20 protein-coding genes are annotated in these 15,800 nt (G+C 71.8%); 9 read left to right on the top strand and 11 right to left on the bottom strand.

From position 1 onward, the window contains the following. The first annotated feature begins 42 nt into the window (after positions 1 to 42). From ABD901_RS40325 to ABD901_RS40305, 5 genes are all read left to right on the top strand, one after another. On the top strand, positions 43 to 711 hold the full coding sequence (locus tag ABD901_RS40325; RefSeq protein ID WP_345135730.1) for a hypothetical protein: 669 nt from the start codon (positions 43 to 45) through the stop codon (positions 709 to 711). 585 nt (positions 712 to 1,296) lie between these two features. Next, positions 1,297 to 1,809: a tetratricopeptide repeat protein gene (locus ABD901_RS40320; protein WP_345135728.1), complete on the top strand. Its 513-nt coding sequence runs from the start codon at positions 1,297 to 1,299 to the stop codon at positions 1,807 to 1,809. Positions 1,810 to 2,172: 363 nt separating this feature from the next. Then, complete coding sequence (locus ABD901_RS40315; RefSeq protein ID WP_345135725.1) at positions 2,173 to 2,496, top strand: helix-turn-helix domain-containing protein; 324 nt, start codon at positions 2,173 to 2,175, stop codon at positions 2,494 to 2,496. 65 nt (positions 2,497 to 2,561) lie between these two features. Next, on the top strand, positions 2,562 to 3,143 hold the full coding sequence (locus ABD901_RS40310) for a dihydrofolate reductase family protein (protein WP_345135723.1): 582 nt from the start codon (positions 2,562 to 2,564) through the stop codon (positions 3,141 to 3,143). Between the two features lie 115 nt (positions 3,144 to 3,258). Further along, the gene (locus tag ABD901_RS40305) at positions 3,259 to 3,915 is read left to right on the top strand and encodes an alcohol dehydrogenase catalytic domain-containing protein (RefSeq protein WP_345135721.1); all 657 of its coding nucleotides are present in this window, start codon (positions 3,259 to 3,261) and stop codon (positions 3,913 to 3,915) included. Between the two features lie 310 nt (positions 3,916 to 4,225). Here the strand turns inward: ABD901_RS40305 and ABD901_RS59210 are convergent, their stop codons facing one another. Beyond that, the gene (locus ABD901_RS59210; RefSeq protein WP_425556785.1) at positions 4,226 to 4,627 is read right to left on the bottom strand and encodes a hypothetical protein; all 402 of its coding nucleotides are present in this window, start codon (positions 4,625 to 4,627) and stop codon (positions 4,226 to 4,228) included. A gap of 388 nt (positions 4,628 to 5,015) precedes the next feature. Between ABD901_RS59210 and ABD901_RS40300 the strand changes: the two genes are divergently transcribed. Further along, positions 5,016 to 5,225, top strand: coding sequence for a hypothetical protein (locus ABD901_RS40300; RefSeq protein ID WP_345135719.1), 210 nt, complete (start codon positions 5,016 to 5,018; stop codon positions 5,223 to 5,225). A 44-nt stretch (positions 5,226 to 5,269) separates the two neighbouring features. On the opposite strand, the gene ABD901_RS40295 is transcribed toward ABD901_RS40300, so the two are convergent. Both ABD901_RS40295 and ABD901_RS40290 read right to left on the bottom strand, forming a co-directional pair. After that, positions 5,270 to 5,815 carry a GrpB family protein gene (locus ABD901_RS40295; RefSeq protein ID WP_345135717.1) on the bottom strand — a complete coding sequence of 182 codons (546 nt, stop codon included), beginning with the start codon at positions 5,813 to 5,815 and terminating at the stop codon, positions 5,270 to 5,272. Positions 5,816 to 6,217: 402 nt separating this feature from the next. Then, positions 6,218 to 6,766 carry a TetR/AcrR family transcriptional regulator gene (locus tag ABD901_RS40290; RefSeq protein ID WP_345135715.1) on the bottom strand — a complete coding sequence of 183 codons (549 nt, stop codon included), beginning with the start codon at positions 6,764 to 6,766 and terminating at the stop codon, positions 6,218 to 6,220. Between the two features lie 22 nt (positions 6,767 to 6,788). Between ABD901_RS40290 and ABD901_RS40285 the strand changes: the two genes are divergently transcribed. Further along, positions 6,789 to 7,280 carry a DUF2306 domain-containing protein gene (locus ABD901_RS40285; protein ID WP_345135713.1) on the top strand — a complete coding sequence of 164 codons (492 nt, stop codon included), beginning with the start codon at positions 6,789 to 6,791 and terminating at the stop codon, positions 7,278 to 7,280. On the opposite strand, the gene ABD901_RS40280 is transcribed toward ABD901_RS40285, so the two are convergent. After that, positions 7,244 to 8,134, bottom strand: a complete 891-nt coding sequence (locus ABD901_RS40280) for an aldo/keto reductase (protein WP_345135711.1) — start codon at positions 8,132 to 8,134, stop codon at positions 7,244 to 7,246. The two genes, ABD901_RS40285 and ABD901_RS40280, sit on opposite strands and share 37 nt — an antisense overlap. Before the next feature lie 10 nt (positions 8,135 to 8,144). Further along, the gene (locus ABD901_RS40275) at positions 8,145 to 8,522 is read right to left on the bottom strand and encodes a MarR family winged helix-turn-helix transcriptional regulator (RefSeq protein ID WP_345135709.1); all 378 of its coding nucleotides are present in this window, start codon (positions 8,520 to 8,522) and stop codon (positions 8,145 to 8,147) included. Positions 8,523 to 8,630: 108 nt separating this feature from the next. On the opposite strand from ABD901_RS40275, the gene ABD901_RS40270 reads away from it, so the two are divergent. Further along, positions 8,631 to 10,052: an MFS transporter gene (locus ABD901_RS40270; protein ID WP_345135707.1), complete on the top strand. Its 1,422-nt coding sequence runs from the start codon at positions 8,631 to 8,633 to the stop codon at positions 10,050 to 10,052. A 54-nt stretch (positions 10,053 to 10,106) separates the two neighbouring features. On the opposite strand, the gene ABD901_RS40265 is transcribed toward ABD901_RS40270, so the two are convergent. Both ABD901_RS40265 and ABD901_RS40260 read right to left on the bottom strand, forming a co-directional pair. Continuing rightward, positions 10,107 to 10,865 (bottom strand): GNAT family N-acetyltransferase, encoded by a 759-nt coding sequence (locus ABD901_RS40265; RefSeq protein ID WP_345135705.1) that lies wholly within the window; start codon positions 10,863 to 10,865, stop codon positions 10,107 to 10,109. Between the two features lie 5 nt (positions 10,866 to 10,870). Continuing rightward, a complete protein-coding gene (locus ABD901_RS40260) occupies positions 10,871 to 11,275 on the bottom strand; it encodes an ADP-ribosylation/crystallin J1 (RefSeq protein WP_345135812.1) in 405 nt (134 codons plus the stop codon). Between the two features lie 379 nt (positions 11,276 to 11,654). Here ABD901_RS40260 and ABD901_RS40255 point away from each other — a divergent pair, with 379 nt between their 5' ends. Further along, a complete protein-coding gene (locus tag ABD901_RS40255; RefSeq protein WP_345135703.1) occupies positions 11,655 to 12,587 on the top strand; it encodes a hypothetical protein in 933 nt (310 codons plus the stop codon). Here ABD901_RS40255 and ABD901_RS40250 read toward each other — a convergent pair. The 4 genes from ABD901_RS40250 to ABD901_RS40235 all read right to left on the bottom strand — a co-directional run bounded on the left by ABD901_RS40250 (position 12,584) and on the right by ABD901_RS40235 (position 15,756). Further along, positions 12,584 to 13,294 carry a class I SAM-dependent methyltransferase gene (locus tag ABD901_RS40250; RefSeq protein ID WP_345135701.1) on the bottom strand — a complete coding sequence of 237 codons (711 nt, stop codon included), beginning with the start codon at positions 13,292 to 13,294 and terminating at the stop codon, positions 12,584 to 12,586. The genes ABD901_RS40255 and ABD901_RS40250 overlap by 4 nt on opposite strands. Before the next feature lie 92 nt (positions 13,295 to 13,386). After that, positions 13,387 to 13,737: a hypothetical protein gene (locus tag ABD901_RS40245; protein WP_345135699.1), complete on the bottom strand. Its 351-nt coding sequence runs from the start codon at positions 13,735 to 13,737 to the stop codon at positions 13,387 to 13,389. Positions 13,738 to 13,822: 85 nt separating this feature from the next. Continuing rightward, a complete protein-coding gene (locus ABD901_RS40240) occupies positions 13,823 to 15,073 on the bottom strand; it encodes a sensor histidine kinase (protein ID WP_345135697.1) in 1,251 nt (416 codons plus the stop codon). Next, entirely contained in the window at positions 15,070 to 15,756 is a 687-nt protein-coding gene (locus ABD901_RS40235) for a response regulator transcription factor (protein WP_345135695.1), read from the bottom strand. The genes ABD901_RS40240 and ABD901_RS40235 overlap by 4 nt, the downstream gene beginning before the upstream one ends. Between the last annotated feature and the right edge of the window lie 44 nt (positions 15,757 to 15,800).

The following is a 15,800-nucleotide window of genomic DNA, read 5'->3' as shown; positions in this document are numbered from 1 at the left end:
GTTGCGGGTGTGACGAGGCGACGGCGACGCCCACTTGAGCAGGTGTTCACTGAGCTGCGGGTGGCATGGGCGCTGCCCGAACCGGCCCATATTTTTCGTACTCGACATTCGATCGCAGCCGTCTACCTCGACGGAGGATTACGCCGGACCGTGAACGTCAGTCGCGGCACCGGGCCTGTGCTCAACTGGGGTGTCTACGCCGTTGACGACGAACTGGACCGCCTTGCGCCAGGTACGGTGTTCATGGCCGTGTTCGATGTGCAGGACGAGCTCGTCGTGGAGGGCAATCCGCCTGAGCGCCGTCGCCGGGGCGAATACGCCTGGCCGTGGATTGATGATCGGCTCGAACCGAGGCTGGTTGCCGAGGGCCAGCGCTTCGCCAGCAGGATGCTGTGGTTCCTGAAGGACCGTGCCGAGCTGGCCCGCGTACTGCTCGCCGGCACGGGTGATGAGCCAGGCCAGTGGCGACGTGACGGCATCGTCGCGACGCGCTTCTCGGGCGCAGCCAGCGGCCTGGTACAGGCCACTATCCTTGCCCGGCTCATCGGCGACGCTGAGCTGGAGCGCATGGCCAGGGCGAAGCTTGATGCCGCAGCCGACGTTGAGGTCGCTGAATACGGCGGCCCCTTCAGTGCGGCTGTCGGCTATTTCGCGACTAAATACGGCGCGTGGTCTCCCGTCGACCTGTCCGACCTCTCCCCGCCGGCCTGAAACCGTCGTCGGACAAGAATTTCCCGACTTCGACCAGCCGCAACCTGGACGCGATCCGTGCGCTGATCTGCCGCGCTCCGCGTGGAAGGCCAACCTTCAGCTCGACGCCGACGGCTTCCCTCACGAGCATTGGCCACCGTTCGCCCTGCACTTCGTCTTTCTCCTTCGAGACACCGCGCCCGTTGCCTTCGCTGAGACTGCAGCAGGCGACACGACATCAGTATGGCCCTTACGGATGGGCGACTGACCGCGATTCTCACCGGCAGCGACTGGCCCGGCACTGACTCGGCCACGCCGTTCTGCAGTAACCCGCCCCGGCCGTGATCAGGCATCCGAGGACCGGCAAGGTAATCAAGCACCGGCCGGAGGCGGTCCTGACAAGGTGCACGCATCTGCCGCATCGCGCGTGCGTGGTCAGCCGGGCTCGTCATGCCACCGACGCGCGTTCAGCGCCGACCGGTGCTGACCCGCCGAGGAGTGTATGTCCCGGTGCGCGTGCTGGACCGGCCCGCGGGCAGGCGCCTGCAGACGAGGGCTGCGATAGGGTGAGTTGATCTTCAGGCTCGTAGTGTGGGGGCTGCAGCAGTGACGACCGACGTGACACCCGAACTGGCCGAGGCGATCCAGCGCGGTTACGACCAGCGCGACCGGGCGAACATGGCGCCGACGATCGCCTACTTCCAGGCGCTGCTCGCCGAACACCCTGACCACCCCGTCCTCGTGTACGAGGTGGGTGGCGCCTATGACACCGCAGGCCAGGAGGAGACCGCCCGCGGCTACTACGAGCGGGCGCTCGCCCTCGGCCTCGACGGCGACGTCCTTCGGCGGTGCCTGTGCCAGTACGCCAGCACCCTGCGGTGGCTGGGCGAGCTGGGCGAGTCGCTGGCGGTGCTCGACCGGGCCCGCAGGGAGTTCCCTGACTCCGACTCCGTTCGCGTCTTCCGCGCCCTGACTCTCAACGACGCCCAGCGGCCAGATGAGGCGGTGGCCGAGTTGCTCACCGTCGTGACCGGGCACGCGAACGTCACCGACCTCGGGCGTTGGGCGGTCGGGCTGCGCGGCCTTGCCCAATGGCTCGCCGACGGCCGCCCCGAATAGGAAGCGTCAACCCTGCACAAGGCCAGTGCAGGGGGTTAGACCACGGTGACGTTGGCCGATGCACGGCGGCCGCGACTGCGGGTCCTCGCCGACTCGGGGCTGCGGGCACGGGTGACCGCGGCCACCAACAAGGCCGAGGCCTACAACGGGTTCCCCGCCTGGACCCCGGTTCGGCAACCAGGGCGTGATCGCCGAGAATGACCCGGCCGAGCAGGAAAGGGCGCTCGTCCGGGATCGGCGCCGGCTCGATGCTGGCGGCAGCGCGGCTGGACCATCCCGGCGCGCGATGCCGGCGGGGCGTCGACCGCCGGCCTCGGGCTGGTCCGCCATACGAGCAGCGTCATCGCGGCGACCAGCGGGGCGGTGGCGATCGGCGACCTAAGGGCGGCAGCCGGTGTCAGCAGTACTCATCTGGCACAGCGGTTCAAGGAGCTCATCGGCGTCACGCCGAAGCGGCTGGCCCGCACCCACCGCTTCGCCGCCACCGTGTTCGCGATCAACCCCGCCGGACCGATCGACTGGGGCGACCTCGCCAGTCGCGCAGGCTACTTCGACCAGGCCCACTTCGGCCACGAGTTCCGGGCGTTCACCGGGTTCACGCCGACCCGGTACGTCGAAGTCCGGCGGCAGTTCCTGCGCGAACATCCCGGCCACGTGCTGGACGGCTGGCCGCTACCGGCCGATTGATTTCTTACAAGAGCGACAGCTCACGACACGCAATTTGGGGGCACCCATAAGCAGAGGAGAGCCTCGTGGGCAAGGTGGTCATGTACAGCTCGGTGTCGGTGGACGGCTTCGTCGCGGACGAGAATGACCAGCCCGGACCGCTGTTCGAATGGTTGTCCAGCGGTGACGTCCCGTTGGACGAGAGCGGCGCGGTGAAGGTGTCGCAGACGTCCTACGACTACACCCGGCCGTACTGGGACCAGATCGGGGTGACACTCGTCGGCCGCCACGTCTTCGACATGACGGACGGCTGGGACGGGAAGCCTCCGGGCGGGATCGACCACGTGGTCGTCGTGACGCACCGGCCGGAGCCCGAGGGCTGGGACCCCGAGGCGCCGTTTCACTTCGTCGACGGCGTCGAGGCAGCCGTGGCCAAGGCGCAGGAGCTCGCGGGTGACCGCATTGTCGAGGTCGCCGCCGGCGACGTCGGTGGCCAGATGCTTGCCGCGGGCCTGGTCGACGAGGTGCGCATGGACGTCGTACCCGTCGTGTTCGGGTCCGGCAAGCGCTACTTCGGGTCGGTCCACGCGCAGCACCTGTTGGAGGATCCTGACGTGGTGATTCAGGGCAACCGGGTGCTTCACCTGCGCTATCGGGTGCGCCGTTGACCGATCGGTGACACAAGATCGGGCGCACCGGTTGGCGAACCCCTGCGGTCACAGAACATCAACCGCTTGTCTCGGCGTGGTACAGAAGGACGTGGTTGCCGACCCTCCGCAGTGGATGCCGGGCCGGCCGCCGTCGAGCGGAGGGTTGGGTATGACGCGGATGAGAGCAGTCGTGTACGACCGTTACGGGCCACCGGACGTGTTGCGGATCGAGAGCCTTCCCATACCGTCACCCACAGCCGGGCAGGTGCTCGTCAGGATTGCGGCGACGTCGGTCAATCTCAGCGACTGGGAGACCCTGCGCGGCACACCGCTGTATTCGCGCATCGGTGGGCTGCGTGCGCCGGCACGCCGGACACTCGGCTCGGACATCGCCGGTTGGGTCGATGCGGTCGGCTCGGGTGTGACCCGATTCCGGCCCGGTGACGAGGTGTACGGCGACAACCTCGCCCTCAAGGGCGGGTTCGCCGAGTACGCGATCGCTCCCCGCTGGCGGCCGCTCGACCCGCGTGAGTTGCCGCTGGCTCCCTGCGGCTTGCGCCTGCTTGACTACACCGACATCGAGCTCCGGCTGCCCACGACGTTCGACGACTACCTGCGCTACACCGTCACCGGAATCAACATCGACAGCGCCATCACCCGCGGAGCGTGCAGCGCCGACGAGGCTCGCGACTGGTGCCGGGACACGCTGGCACCGGTCTTCGCGGCCGGCGACCTGACCGTCGTCATCCCGGGATACCTCGCAACCGTGGGCCGCGCCGCCGACGAATGACCCCTCGTGTCGGGAATCGCGGGCTGACGCCGCCGGAACGTACGCGACGTCAACCGCCAAGCCAAGTCGATCGGGCTGCGCGCTCATCAGCGTAAGGCGTTTGGGGTCAAGTCTTGGTCGGTGCCTCGTCCGTCGTCTGTCCCTGCATAGCGGTAATCGGGTTGGTGAGACGACGGGCGGGGCTGCCCATGATGAGCGTCGAGGTAACCGTGGTTCCTCAATGCCGCGTGGGGCTCGCCCCGACCGTCCTGGATCGACACGCAGAACGTCTTTCTATGCCGTGATGCGCTCCTCGTCAGCACGACTTGTCTCAGCGTGGGCAGGGTCGGCCTGGGACGTCGTAGCGTCGGCGTGGGCACCCGCTCGGACACACGCCGGCTGCCAGGACTTCAGCGCGGAGGGAGCCTGGCACGCCGGGATGATGCACGACGTCGTGAAGGAAGCCGCTGAGTTGCGGCCCCGACGCAGATATCTGGCCGCCGTTGGCGTGCCAGCGCACTGCCATCTCGGGAAAGTTCAAGGTGTACGTGGCGCACCACCGGACGTGGCCGTCCTCGTCCCGTGTGAGCCGTTCCAAGACCTCACGCGGCGTGTCGAAATTACGAGCCACCAACAGACGAACCGGCCGAACATCGTCAGCGGCCAGCTCGCGAAGTCGACCAGGGGGCGTGGCCGGGTCGCGCGCCTCCAGCACGCGTTGATAGCCAAGCATGCGCTCAGCCCGCGTCCTGATCGGCCTCGCCCCTTCTACGACCGGGCGGCCCGGCCTGTCGATGCTTGTCGACGCCCGCGATGTCGGGTGCGGTGAGCGTTCCAGCCGATTCATCGGCTGGCGCTGGCGCCGTAGCCGTGGCGCATCCGGAAGCGCATCGGCTCGGTCCCGGTGGCAGTGACATGAGCAATCAGCTGCGACCGCAACGGCTCCGGGACTTCGGCCCGCAACGGCCGGGTCCACCCGAAGCACGTGAACAGTTCCGCTGCGCCGTCGAGCTGCCCCAGTGACAGCGGAGCCACCAACAACGCATCGAGGATCGTCTCAGTCGACTCGGCGAGTAGAAGTTGTTGGGGCAGGGACTCATACCAGAAGGTGCCGTTCTCGCGTGCGCAGCGATCTCATCGCCAGCCACCACGATCCGCGCGGCGTCGGCACGGTCGAGCTCGTCAGGACCAGCCTCGACGATCAGCACCTCGGCCGCGTTGGCCAGGATCCCATAGAGCCGCGCAGTGCTGGGCCCCTTGTTCCTTTTCGCCATGGCGGCGAGCGTACTGCTGTCGGCCTGCGGCCGAATCCTCCGATGATCCACACCTGATGCGCATGCGTCCCGGAGCGCGCTGCTTGGGGCGGTAACGGGAGTCAGGCGTCGCTGGGTCCGGGTGTCCAGCCGGTGCGTTGGGCCCATGCGTCGGCGTGTCGGATGATGTCCCAGACGAACGGGTCCTTCGCCTCGACGTAGCCCTGCCGGTCGTGGCGGAACCGGGCCGCGCATTGGCGCTTCACGGCGGCGTACTCAGCGACTGCCGTGGGATGTGACCGCAGATAGTCACGGAACAACAGCGGGAACTGCTGGGAAAAGCTGCCCAGCTGGCGTACGTGGACATGCGTCCGGCGATGGCCCGGAGGTTCCCTGAAGTAGCGCTTGGTGCGCTCCGGGTTGTCGGCCCGGTAGACGTAGCCGAGCCTGGCCAACGGTTCTCGGAACATGTCGACCGGGTCGAGCGATCGCACCGACACCTGGATGTCGATAACCGGCTTGGCGGCCAGTCCGGGCACCGCGGTAGAGCCGACATGGTCGATCCGAACCGCGACATCGCCCAGCGCGCCGCGCAGCGTGATTCCCAGGCCGGCAAAAACCGTCACCCAGTCGCGGTCGTAGTTGACGATCTCAACCGGACTCGACATTCGGCCATGGTGCCACGCCGCCCACGACGGGCCAATCCAACGACATCCGATAAGTGTGCACATCCTCGGCACCGCCGGCGTTCCAACCCCTGTGACGGACTGGCCAGCCGCGCGACGGCCGAGGCGTGTGCCATCGAGCACGGCTACCGGTTCGTCGACACCTACCAGCCGCTCACCCGCTTCTGGCCGTTCCAGCTCATCGAGTCGGGCATCTTCGTCGGGCTCTCGATAACGGTGCTGGCCGTGGCGGTGTGGTGGATCCTCCGCCGGACAGCCTGACCTGCCGCCTACGGACGCCACGAGGCCATCGACGTCGACCGCTCCGAGTCCGGGCACGCCGCTGCGGGTGTTGAGGGGGTGTGGGTGGAGCGGAGCTCCCCCACCGCGAGCGCAGCGAGCTAATTAACGGAACAGAAACGGCAGGCCGGCGTAGCCGAGTTGCTCGGCGAACTGGTCGCCGTCGACCTTGCCGGCCAGCTCCAGGCTCACCATGCCGTGTGTGAGGGCCCACAGGTGCAGGGCGACCGGTTCCGGGTCGCCGGGCAGGAACAGGCCCTCGCGCTGGCAGCGCTCGACGCCCTCGACCAGCGGGCGGTACGTGGCCTCGGCGGCCTCGGTGCGGGCGAAGCCGCTGTGGAACATCAGGCCGTACAGGTGCGGGCTGGCCAAGGCCGCCTCGCGGTAGGCGAAGCCCAGGGCGGCCAGGTCGGACAGGGGCTCGTCGGTGTGCGGCACGGCGGCCAGGGCCTCGCCGAGGCGGCGGAAGCCCTCGCGATGCATGGCGTCGAGGAGGCCCTGCTTGTCGCCGAACAGGGTGTACACCGGCATCGTCGACACGCCCGCCGCCGCGGCGACCTTGCGCAGCGACAGGCCGCCGGGGCCCTCCTCGACGAGGATGCGGGCCGCGGCGTCGACGAGCCGGGCGGTGAGCTCGGGGTTGACGGTTGCCACGACCGAGGACTATAACAGCGTTATGAGCGATAACGTTGTTATACCGCTCCATGCCGCGGCCGCGACCGTCTCGCTGTTGCTCGGGGCCTACAACCTGCTGCGGCGCACCCGCGGCGATCGCGCGCACCGGCTCGCCGGGCGGGTGTGGGTCGCCGCGATGTACGTCACGGTCCTGACCTCGTTCGCCATCCGCTCCCTCGACCCGGGGCACTTCAGCTGGATCCACGGGCTGTCGGCGTTCACGTTCTGCACGCTGAGCATCGCGCTGTGGGCGGCGCTCACCCACCGGGTGCGCATCCACCGGCAGTTCATGACCGGGTCCTACCTCGGGCTGCTCGGCGCGTTCGTCGGCGCCGTCGTGGTGCCGGTGCGCGACATTCCACAGTGGATCGTCCACCGGCCGGTGGAGCTCGCGCTCGGGTTCCTCGCGTGCCTCGCGGTCGCCGGCATCGTCATCGCCGCCGGGCAACGCGGGAACTACGACCAGGCCAAGGTGGAACGGGTGCGCCAGTAGTCCTCGGGCGGCTCGGGGGTCACGCCGGGGATCTGCGTGACGGACAGGGCGCGCAGGTTGCTCGCCAGCTGCGCGGTCGTCGCCGCGCCGGAGAGCACGACGGTGGCCCACGGCTGGTGCAGTACCGCCGCGATCGCCTCGGCATCGTGGTCCGCCAGGCGACCGTTGGCCATGGCCTCCTTGACGATGACGAAGCAACCGGCGGCGTGCGCCTCGGCGAGCGCCGGCCCGGCCGAGGGTTCGAGCCGGTTCCAGGTGGCCTGCACGCTGCGGAACAGCGGCTCGCCGCCGACCTCGACGCGCAGCGCTGCGCGGATCGCGTCAGCCTGGCGCGGGCCGCTCACCGACAGACCGACCGTCACGCCGGTCGCGGCCAGGCCGGCGAGGCGGCGGTGCAGCTCCGCGTCGGCCAGCGCCGGGCTGTCGGGGGTCACCGAATGGATGTGGTACACGTCGAGGCGCCCGCCCAGCAACGCCCGCGTCTCGGCGAGCTGCCGCTCGAACGTGGCCACGGAGTGGTCCTTGGCCTCGTGCACGGGCGCGTCGACGCGCCAGGCGGCCGTGTACGTGTACCCCCACTTGGATCCGACGACCACGTCCGGGTGCCCGGCGACCCAGCCGGCGACGAACTCCTCGGCCAGGCCGTAGGAGCGCGCGACGTCGACGTAGCGCATCCCGGCGGCGTACGCGGCGTCGAGCAGTTCGTGGCTGCGGCGGCGCAGCGCGGCGATCGAGCGGTCGGCGGGCAGGTCACGGTCGCGGCCGAGGTTGATGTACCCGGGCCGGCCCACGGCCGCCAGGCCCAGCCCGATGCGCCGGGGTCCGGCGTGCGGGCCGAGGCGCGCAAGGCCCATCAGAGGCCCATCAGGCGGGCTGCAGGTGCTCGGCGAGGATGGTCAGGTGCGTCTCGCGCGCGGCGGTGTGCCGGGCCAGGCCCTCCGGCGTGACGGTGACGAACACGCCGCGGCGGTCGGCCTCGCACAGCGCGCGGGCCACGAGGCCGTGCTTCTCCAGGCGGGCGACCGCGCGGGACAGGGCGCTCTGGCTCAGGTACATGTCCGCGGCGAGATCTTGCATGCGTCGCTTCTCACACTCCTGTTCGATGAGACGGTCGAGAATCTCGAACTCGCTCAGCGTCAGGCCGTGGCGCTCCGACAGGGCCCGCTCCAGGTGCCCCGCGACCTCGTTGTAGCTGGTCAGCAGCGAGCGCCAGCGCTCGATCAGGACTCCTTCGGACCTCATGCGCGGCATCCTACTCCGCTGAGGGTGAAATTGCACCTGCATTAAATGCAAACGGATTTAGTGCATGGACATTGGATGCACACGCATCTAGTGTCTCCCCTCGTGACTATGACACTCACCAAAGCACCACGGGCGGCAGAGCAGATCTGGACTCCACGGCTCTGGGGCGTGCTGGCGGTGCTGTGTGCCGTGCTGTTCCTGGACGCCCTCGACGTGTCGATGGTCGGCGTCGCGCTGCCGTCGATCGGCGCCGACCTGAGCCTGTCGACCACCTCGTTGCAGTGGATCGTCAACGGCTACGTGCTGGGCTACGGCGGCCTGCTCCTGCTCGGCGGGCGCACCGCCGACCTGCTGGGCCGGCGGCGTATCTTCCTCGTCGCGCTCGGCGTGTTCGCCGTCGCGTCGCTGGTCGGCGGCCTCGTCGACGACGGCAACCTGCTGATCGCGACCCGCTTCATCAAGGGCCTCGCCGCCGCGTTCACCGCGCCGACGGCCCTGTCGATCCTCACCACCAACTTCCACGAGGGCCCGGCCCGCAACCGCGCGCTGTCGGTCTTCTCCGTCTTCGGGGCCAGCGGGTACTCCTCCGGCCTCATCCTCGGCGGCCTGCTCACCAGCGCCGGCTGGCGCTGGACGTTCCTCATCCCGGTCCCGGTGGCGATCGCGGCCCTGGCCGCCGGCCTGGCGCTCATCCCACGCGACCCTCCCGCGGCGGAGGGCGGCCACGACCTGGTCGGCGCGGCGACGCTGGTCGGCGGCATGCTCCTCGCGGTGTACACCGTGGTCTCGGCGCCGGCGCGGGGCTGGATGGACCCGGTGACCCTGGCCCTGGCCGGCGCCGCCGTGGCGCTGCTGGCCGCGTTCGTGGCGATCGAGCGGCGGGTCGCGCACCCGCTCATCCGCCTCGGCATCCTGCGCTCGGGCTCGATCGTGCGGGCGAACCTGAGCATGGTGGCGCTGTTCGGCTCGTACCTGAGCTTCCAGTTCATGATGACCCTGTACCTGCAGGACGTCCTGCACTGGTCGCCGCTGCGCATGGCCCTGGCCCTGCTGCCGGCGGGCCTGCTGGTGGCGTTCGGCTCGCCGTTCGTCGGCAAGCTCATCACCCGCTACGGCACGGCACCGCTCATCGTCGGCTCGATGCTGTCGATGAGCCTCGGCTACGCCTGGTTCCTGCTGACCGCGGGCAGCGCGCCGCACTACGCGGTGACGACGCTGCCGACGATGCTGCTGCTGGGCGGCGGGTTCGCGTTCGGCTTCAGCGCCATCATGGCCCAGGCGACGCAGGGCATCGCCGACGCCGAGCAGGGGCTGGCCTCCGGCCTGGTGCAGACGTCGGGGCAGGTCGGCGCGGCGCTGGTGCTGGCCGCGGTGACGGCGGTCATCGCCACGAACAGCCCGGCCGGGCGGCACGACTTCACCCAGTTCCACCCGGGCATCAACCTGGTGACCGGCGTGGCGGTGGTGGGCCTGCTGCTCAGCCTGGTCCCGCTGGTGTCGCGCCGGACGGCCGGCGCCCACCGCGGCTGATCCACGGCATGACGATGGCCGGCCTTCCCGCGGGGAGGCCGGCCATCGGCCTGTTCAGGCGTGCACGAACGGGGTCGTGGTGGCCAGCTCGACGAAGCCGAGGCGCTTGAGGATGGGTCGGCTGTCGTCGGAGGCGTCGACCTGCAGGTAGGGGTAGCCGGCCGCGGCGGCCTGCGCGGCGCGGTGCGCCACCACGGCGCGGAAGACGCCGCGGCCGCGCCAGTCCTCGGAGGTGCCGCCGCCCCAGATGCTGGCGAACGCGGTGCCCGGGTGGAACTCGATGCGCCCGGCGCAGATGGGGCGGTCGCCGGCCATCGCCACGACCGCGCGGACGGTGTCGGGGCGGGCCAGCACCGCCCGGCCGATGGCGGAGTGGTCGCCGCCGAAGACCTCGTCGTGCACGCGCACCAGCAGCTCGGCCTCGTGCGGTGACGTGACGGGCACCAGGTGTACACCCGGTGGAAGCTCCGGCACCTGTGGCAGCGCCGCGACCTCGGCGACCAGCAGCGCCTCCGGCGGACCCGGCTCGAAACCGGCCGCGAGCAGCCGGGCCGGCAGGTCGGCGGGGCGGTCGTGCGAGTACAGCTTCCACTCCCACGGCAGGCCCGCGCCGGCGAAGCGGCGCACCTGCGCGGCGATGACCGCGGCCGGGTCCAGGCCGGTGAGGTCCGTCCACGTGATGCCGGTCCAGTCGTCGTCGGCGGACAGGACCCGCACCACGCCGGGCTCGTGCTCGACGATGGCGCCCGGGCCTTCCTGCGGCTGCTGGCGGATCTCGCGGTCGTATCGGGCGATAATCTCCTCGGCGTCCATGCGCATCACCCGACACCGGCGATGCCGAAGCCGCAACCGAATTCCGCGATGACGGCGATCGGGCCGTGCAGGTGCGCGTTGAACTCGGCGAGGTCCTCGGCGGGCACCCACAGCTCGTCGATGCCGCTGCCGCCGGCCCGGCGGGTCGCGTACCGGCGGCAGAACATGGTGTCGACCCGGAACTCGGTGACGTAGCCGCGCCCGCTCGCGGGGACGTTCCACTCCTGGGCGATCTGCTCGGCGTACACCCGGTTGAGCACCGGGTAGAAGATGGGCTGGTCGGGCAGGCGGGGCGGGAACGCGCGCCAACCGGCCTCGTCGAGCAGGCGGTGCTCGCCGGGCCCGATCGGCCGCCACAGCACGGTCGTGCCGCCGGGCTCCTCGACCCGGCCGGTGAGGGCCCGCCGCAGCAGCGCGACGACTCGTGGATCGTCATGGTGTACCGCGGGAGAGTCCGCGAACGCCACGAAGTCCACCTCGCCGACGAGCCAGCGCCACCCGTCCTCCGGCGGGTCGGCGCGCAGCGCCGCGGCCAGCAGCGTCGCGTCGTCGAGCGGGTACGCGCCCGCCTCGCCCCGGTGCCCGACGGCCGCGGCGAGCAGGTCGCCCGCCTGGTCGCCGTCGACCCGCAGTACCGTCACGGTCTCGCCCCGACCGAGCGCATAGATCATGGCTCGATCATGCAGCACCTGCGGGCGACGCAACGGTGTGAGCCGAGTACGGCTACTCAGCCCGGATTGAGTACCTCGGCGCCCGCGCGGGCCGGGGCGCGGCTGGGACGCTCGTGGCATGCGCGAACGGGGATCGAGGTGGGCGGCGCTCGCCGCGCAGCTCGGCGCGGTCTGGGCGGTGGGCACGGTCGCGCCGCTGCTGGCGCTGCACGCCGTGATGGTCGCGGCGTTCGGCGGCGGCTCCGGCCCGGCCGCCATCGCCCTGCTGGTCAGCGCGGTGGCGCTGTGCGCGGCCCTCTACGCGGTGATCGCCCACACCCGGGCCGCGTCGGCGCTCGGCGCCACCGCCGGCAGCCGCGTCCTGTGGTCCGTGCTCGTCGGCGCCGGCGGCAGCTTCGGCTGGATCGCCGGCTGGGCGTTCACCGACGCCGCCTCCCTCGGGATGAGCGGCAACCTCGCCGTGGCCGCACCGCTGGGCGGCGTCGCCTTCGCGCTCGCCGCCGCGCTGCTCGCGCGCGGCTGGCCGGTGCGCACCGCCGCCCTCGGCGCCGTCGTCGCGCTGCTGTTCGCCGGCGTGGCCGGGGCGCGCCGCGAACCCCCGAGCGACCTCGACGCGCGCATCCAGCGGGCCGGCCTGCAGCGGGAGCTCGCCTACGCGGTGGCCGTCCCCGGGTACCGCCCGATCGGCCTCGACTACGGCGACGACCTCGGCGGGCAGGAGTTCTTCCCGGCGACGGACCCGCAGGGCGCGGGCATCACGCTGTACGTCACCTTCTCCCGCGGCGACGTCATCTGCTCCGACACCGTCGAGTGCTCCCCCGACGGCCCCGGCGTCTGGTACGTGCGCCGCTCGTATCAGCACGGCTACGTCGTGGAACGCGGCACGGTCAACGTCTCCGTGCGGGCCGCCCCGACCGTCGACAAGGCTCTGCTGCGCCGGACCACCCTCGCGGCCCGCCCGGCAACCGACGACGAGCTGCTCCGCGCGCTGCCCCCGGCACGGACCCGCGACAACATGGACCGCTTCCGCGACTGGCTGCGCGGCCTCTAACCGCGGGCCGCGCGCCGCCGGTAGAACGAGTGGACGGCGGCCTGGCCGGTGTAGTTCGGCCCGGCGGCGTCATCGGCGCCGAGGTACTCGTACGGCAGCTCCACGTCGCCGCGGTCGTCGCGGCCGATCCGGCGGCGGCGCCCGTCGTAGCTGAAGCCGGCGTCGCGCAGGTCGGCGGCCAGGCGGCGCCCGGCCGGGGCACCGTCGGGCAGCCGCACCGCGGACAGGTCCAGGTCGGCCACCAGGCGCCCGCCGTCGGTGAGCCAGCCCGCGGCCCGCGACAGCAGCGACAGCTTGTCGCCGACGTAGTGCAGGCCGTGGACGCTGGTGATGAGGTCGTAGCGGCGGCGCGGCGTCCAGGTGAGCACCGGGGCGGCGCTCAGGCGCAGCCACGGCACGTCCGGCGCCGGGTCGAACGCGTCGACCAGGTCGACGCCCTCGACCAGCACGCGGCCGGCCACGCCCTGTTCGCGCAGCCGGCCGGCGGCCTGGATGAGCGCCCGGCCGGTGCCGCAGCACAGGTCGAGCCACGCGACGGTGTCCGGGGCGCCGGTGACCCGCAGCAGGGCCGCGAGGACGTCGACCGGGTTGAAGCCCAGCTCGAGCTCGTAGCTGTTGACGCCGGCGAGCTGCCGTTCGCGGTTCATGTCGGAGTTCGCCACCACTGCCGATCCGGCGAGGGCGTCGTCGTCGAGCAGAGGAGGCACGGCGACATGATCGCAGCTAAAGCCGGTGCCGGGAACCCCCCATGATCGACTGTTCATCTCGCTCGCCGCGCTCTGCCAGCTAGCTCGCTGCGCTAGTGCCGGTGCCGGGAGCCCCCGTGGTCGTCGCCGGCCCGGTCGTCGCGGCCGTGCCCGTCGCGCAGGCCGCCGTGGTCGTCGATCGACGCGCTGGCCGACGGGCCCGGGGAATGGGTGCCGTGGTCGTCGCCCACGTCGTGGGACGGGCGGTCGTCGATCGAGGCGCTGACCGACGCGCTCGGGGAATGGGTCCCGTGGTCGTCGCCCACGTCGTGGGACGGACGGTCGTCGACCACGACGCGGGACGGGTGGTCGTCGCCCCGGCCGGGGCCGCTCGCCGCGAGGGCCGTCCCGCCGATCGCCACGGTCGCTGCGGTCGTGACGGCGATGAGCAGAAGTCTGCGCATGTCGGTACGCCTTTCGATTCGCTGTCGAGTTGCCTCGTGCGACCAACGGTGCCCGGCGTTGCGTCAAGGGCCTCCTGGGCTACGGCTAACGATCGGTTAAGAGCTCGAGGGTCACGCGGGAGCCGGCGACGGTCATGCGCCCGCCGGTCGACTCCGCCGTCCGGCGGGCGATGTCCAGGCCCAGGCCGGTCGAGCCGCCGCCGCTCACGCCGCGCTCGCCAGCCGACGGGGCGATGCCGGGCCCGTCGTCCTCGACGACGAGGTCGGCGCCGCGGGCCGTGCCGAGCAACGAGACGGAGAAGCCGGTGCCCTCGTCGGTGTGCGCGAAGACGTTGCCCAGCAGGGCGTCGACGGCGGCGGCGAGGTCGGCGGCGGACGCGGCGACCGGCAGCGGGCCCGGGTCGAGCTCGCAGCGCACGGCGCGGCCCTGGTCCTCGGCGAGGACGGCCCAGAACGCGATCCGCCCGGCGACGACCGCGGCGGCGTCGCAGGACGGGGCGGCGCGCTCGCGGCGGGCGTCCTCGATGACGGCGGTCAGCGCCCGGTCGAGTGCGTCGACGTGGCGCAGCATCCGCGCGGCGTCGCCCGGGTCGGCGAGGCCCTCGGCGTCGAGGCGCAGCGCGGTCATCGGGGTGCGCATGCGGTGCGACAGGTCCGCGGCGGCCTCGCGCTCCTGGCGCAGCAGGTCGCGGATGCGCGCGGCGAGGCGGTTCAGCGCGGCGGCGACGGCGCGGACCTCGGGCGGCCCGTCGCGCGCCGGGGCCCGCCGGTCGAGCTCGCCGGCGGACAGGGCCTCGGAGACGGCGGCGAGGGTGCGGATCGGCCGCACGACGGCGACGGCGAGCCGGTCGGCGACGGCGAGGCCGAGCAGCAGCAGCCCGGCGCCGACGGCGGCGAGCACGAGCCAGGAGCGGGTCACGCCGCGGCGCAGGTCGGCCTCGGGCACGAACGAGCGCACGACCGCGGTGCCGCCGGGCAGGCCCTGGACGGCGACGACGATCTCCCGGCCGTCGGCGTGCGCGACGGTGAAGCTGCCCTGCTGGGCGGCGAGGCGCACCGCCGGGGTGGCGGCGACGGCTGCGCCGACGGTGCCGCCGCCGGGCAGGTAGACGGTGACCGGGTGCGCACCGTCCACATTGGCCTGTTCGACGGTGAGCCGCAGCGACTGCGCGTCGGCGGTGGCCACGAGCGCGCCGAGCGACTGCGCCTGGACGAGGGCCGCGGCGACGGCCCGGTCCTCGGCGGCCGCGCGCAGCAGCAGCGCCAGCGGCACCAGGAACGCGGCCAGCACCAGCACCATCGCGGCGGCGACCAGCAGGGCGAGGCGGCGCCTCACGGCGTGGACCCGAAGCGGACGCCGACCCGGCGTACCGTGTGGATGCGCCGCGGCTCCTGCGCGGTCTCCCCCAGCTTGCGCCGCAGCCACGACAGGTGGACGTCGACGGTCTTGTCCGCCGCCGTGTACGGCACCTGCCACACCTCGGTGAGCAACTCCCGCTTCGACACGACCTCGCCGGCGCGGCCCACCAGGTGGTACAGCAGGTCGAACTCCCGCGGCGTCAGGTCCAGCGCCGCACCGTCGAGCGTCGCGGTGCGGGCCCGCGGGTCGACGCGCACCCCGTCGGCCTCCACGGCCGGGTCCCGCTCCTCCGCCTTGCGGGCGGTGCGGCGCAGCACGGCGCGGATGCGGGCGTCGATCTGGTCGGCGCCGTAGGGCTTGACGACGTAGTCGTCGGCGCCGGCGTCGAGAGCGCGCACCATCTCGCCCTCGGTGCGCCGGGCGGTGACGACGATGACCGGCACCTGGCTGACCCCGCGCAGCATCCGCAGCGCCTCGCGCCCGTCGAGGTCGGGCAGCCCGAGGTCGAGCAGGACCACGTCGGGCGCCTCGGCGACGACCAGCCGGAGGCCGTCGAGCGCTGTCCCGGCCGGTACCACCACGTGCCCCCGCCCGGCGAGCGCCCGCACGATCCCGGTGCGGATCTCAGCGTCGTCCTCCACGATGAGCACCTTTGCCATATCGCGAGGATAAGCCGATGTAACCGGGGGCCGCCCGTGCTCCG

Origin of the sequence: Dactylosporangium darangshiense (assembly GCF_039537565.1) — a bacterium.
Lineage (GTDB): Bacteria > Actinomycetota > Actinomycetes > Mycobacteriales > Micromonosporaceae > Dactylosporangium > Dactylosporangium darangshiense.
The sequence above is the reverse complement of the archived record's forward strand: the minus strand, read 5'-3'. Positions and strand labels throughout refer to the sequence as shown.

Excerpts from the sequence above, each read along its gene's own strand:
- ABD901_RS40305 (WP_345135721.1), top strand. The coding sequence starts at position 3,259 with ATGCCGGGCCGGCCGCCGTCGAGCGGAGGGTTGGGTATGACGCGGATG.
- ABD901_RS59210 (WP_425556785.1), bottom strand. The coding sequence starts at position 4,627 with ATGCTTGGCTATCAACGCGTGCTGGAGGCGCGCGACCCGGCCACGCCC.
- ABD901_RS40295 (WP_345135717.1), bottom strand. The coding sequence starts at position 5,815 with ATGTCGAGTCCGGTTGAGATCGTCAACTACGACCGCGACTGGGTGACG.
- ABD901_RS40285 (WP_345135713.1), top strand. The coding sequence starts at position 6,789 with ATGAGCGATAACGTTGTTATACCGCTCCATGCCGCGGCCGCGACCGTC.
- ABD901_RS40280 (WP_345135711.1), bottom strand. The coding sequence starts at position 8,134 with ATGGGCCTTGCGCGCCTCGGCCCGCACGCCGGACCCCGGCGCATCGGG.
- ABD901_RS40275 (WP_345135709.1), bottom strand. The coding sequence starts at position 8,522 with ATGAGGTCCGAAGGAGTCCTGATCGAGCGCTGGCGCTCGCTGCTGACC.
- ABD901_RS40270 (WP_345135707.1), top strand. The coding sequence starts at position 8,631 with ATGACACTCACCAAAGCACCACGGGCGGCAGAGCAGATCTGGACTCCA.
- ABD901_RS40265 (WP_345135705.1), bottom strand. The coding sequence starts at position 10,865 with ATGGACGCCGAGGAGATTATCGCCCGATACGACCGCGAGATCCGCCAG.
- ABD901_RS40255 (WP_345135703.1), top strand. The coding sequence starts at position 11,655 with ATGCGCGAACGGGGATCGAGGTGGGCGGCGCTCGCCGCGCAGCTCGGC.
- ABD901_RS40245 (WP_345135699.1), bottom strand. The coding sequence starts at position 13,737 with ATGCGCAGACTTCTGCTCATCGCCGTCACGACCGCAGCGACCGTGGCG.
- ABD901_RS40235 (WP_345135695.1), bottom strand. The coding sequence starts at position 15,756 with ATGGCAAAGGTGCTCATCGTGGAGGACGACGCTGAGATCCGCACCGGG.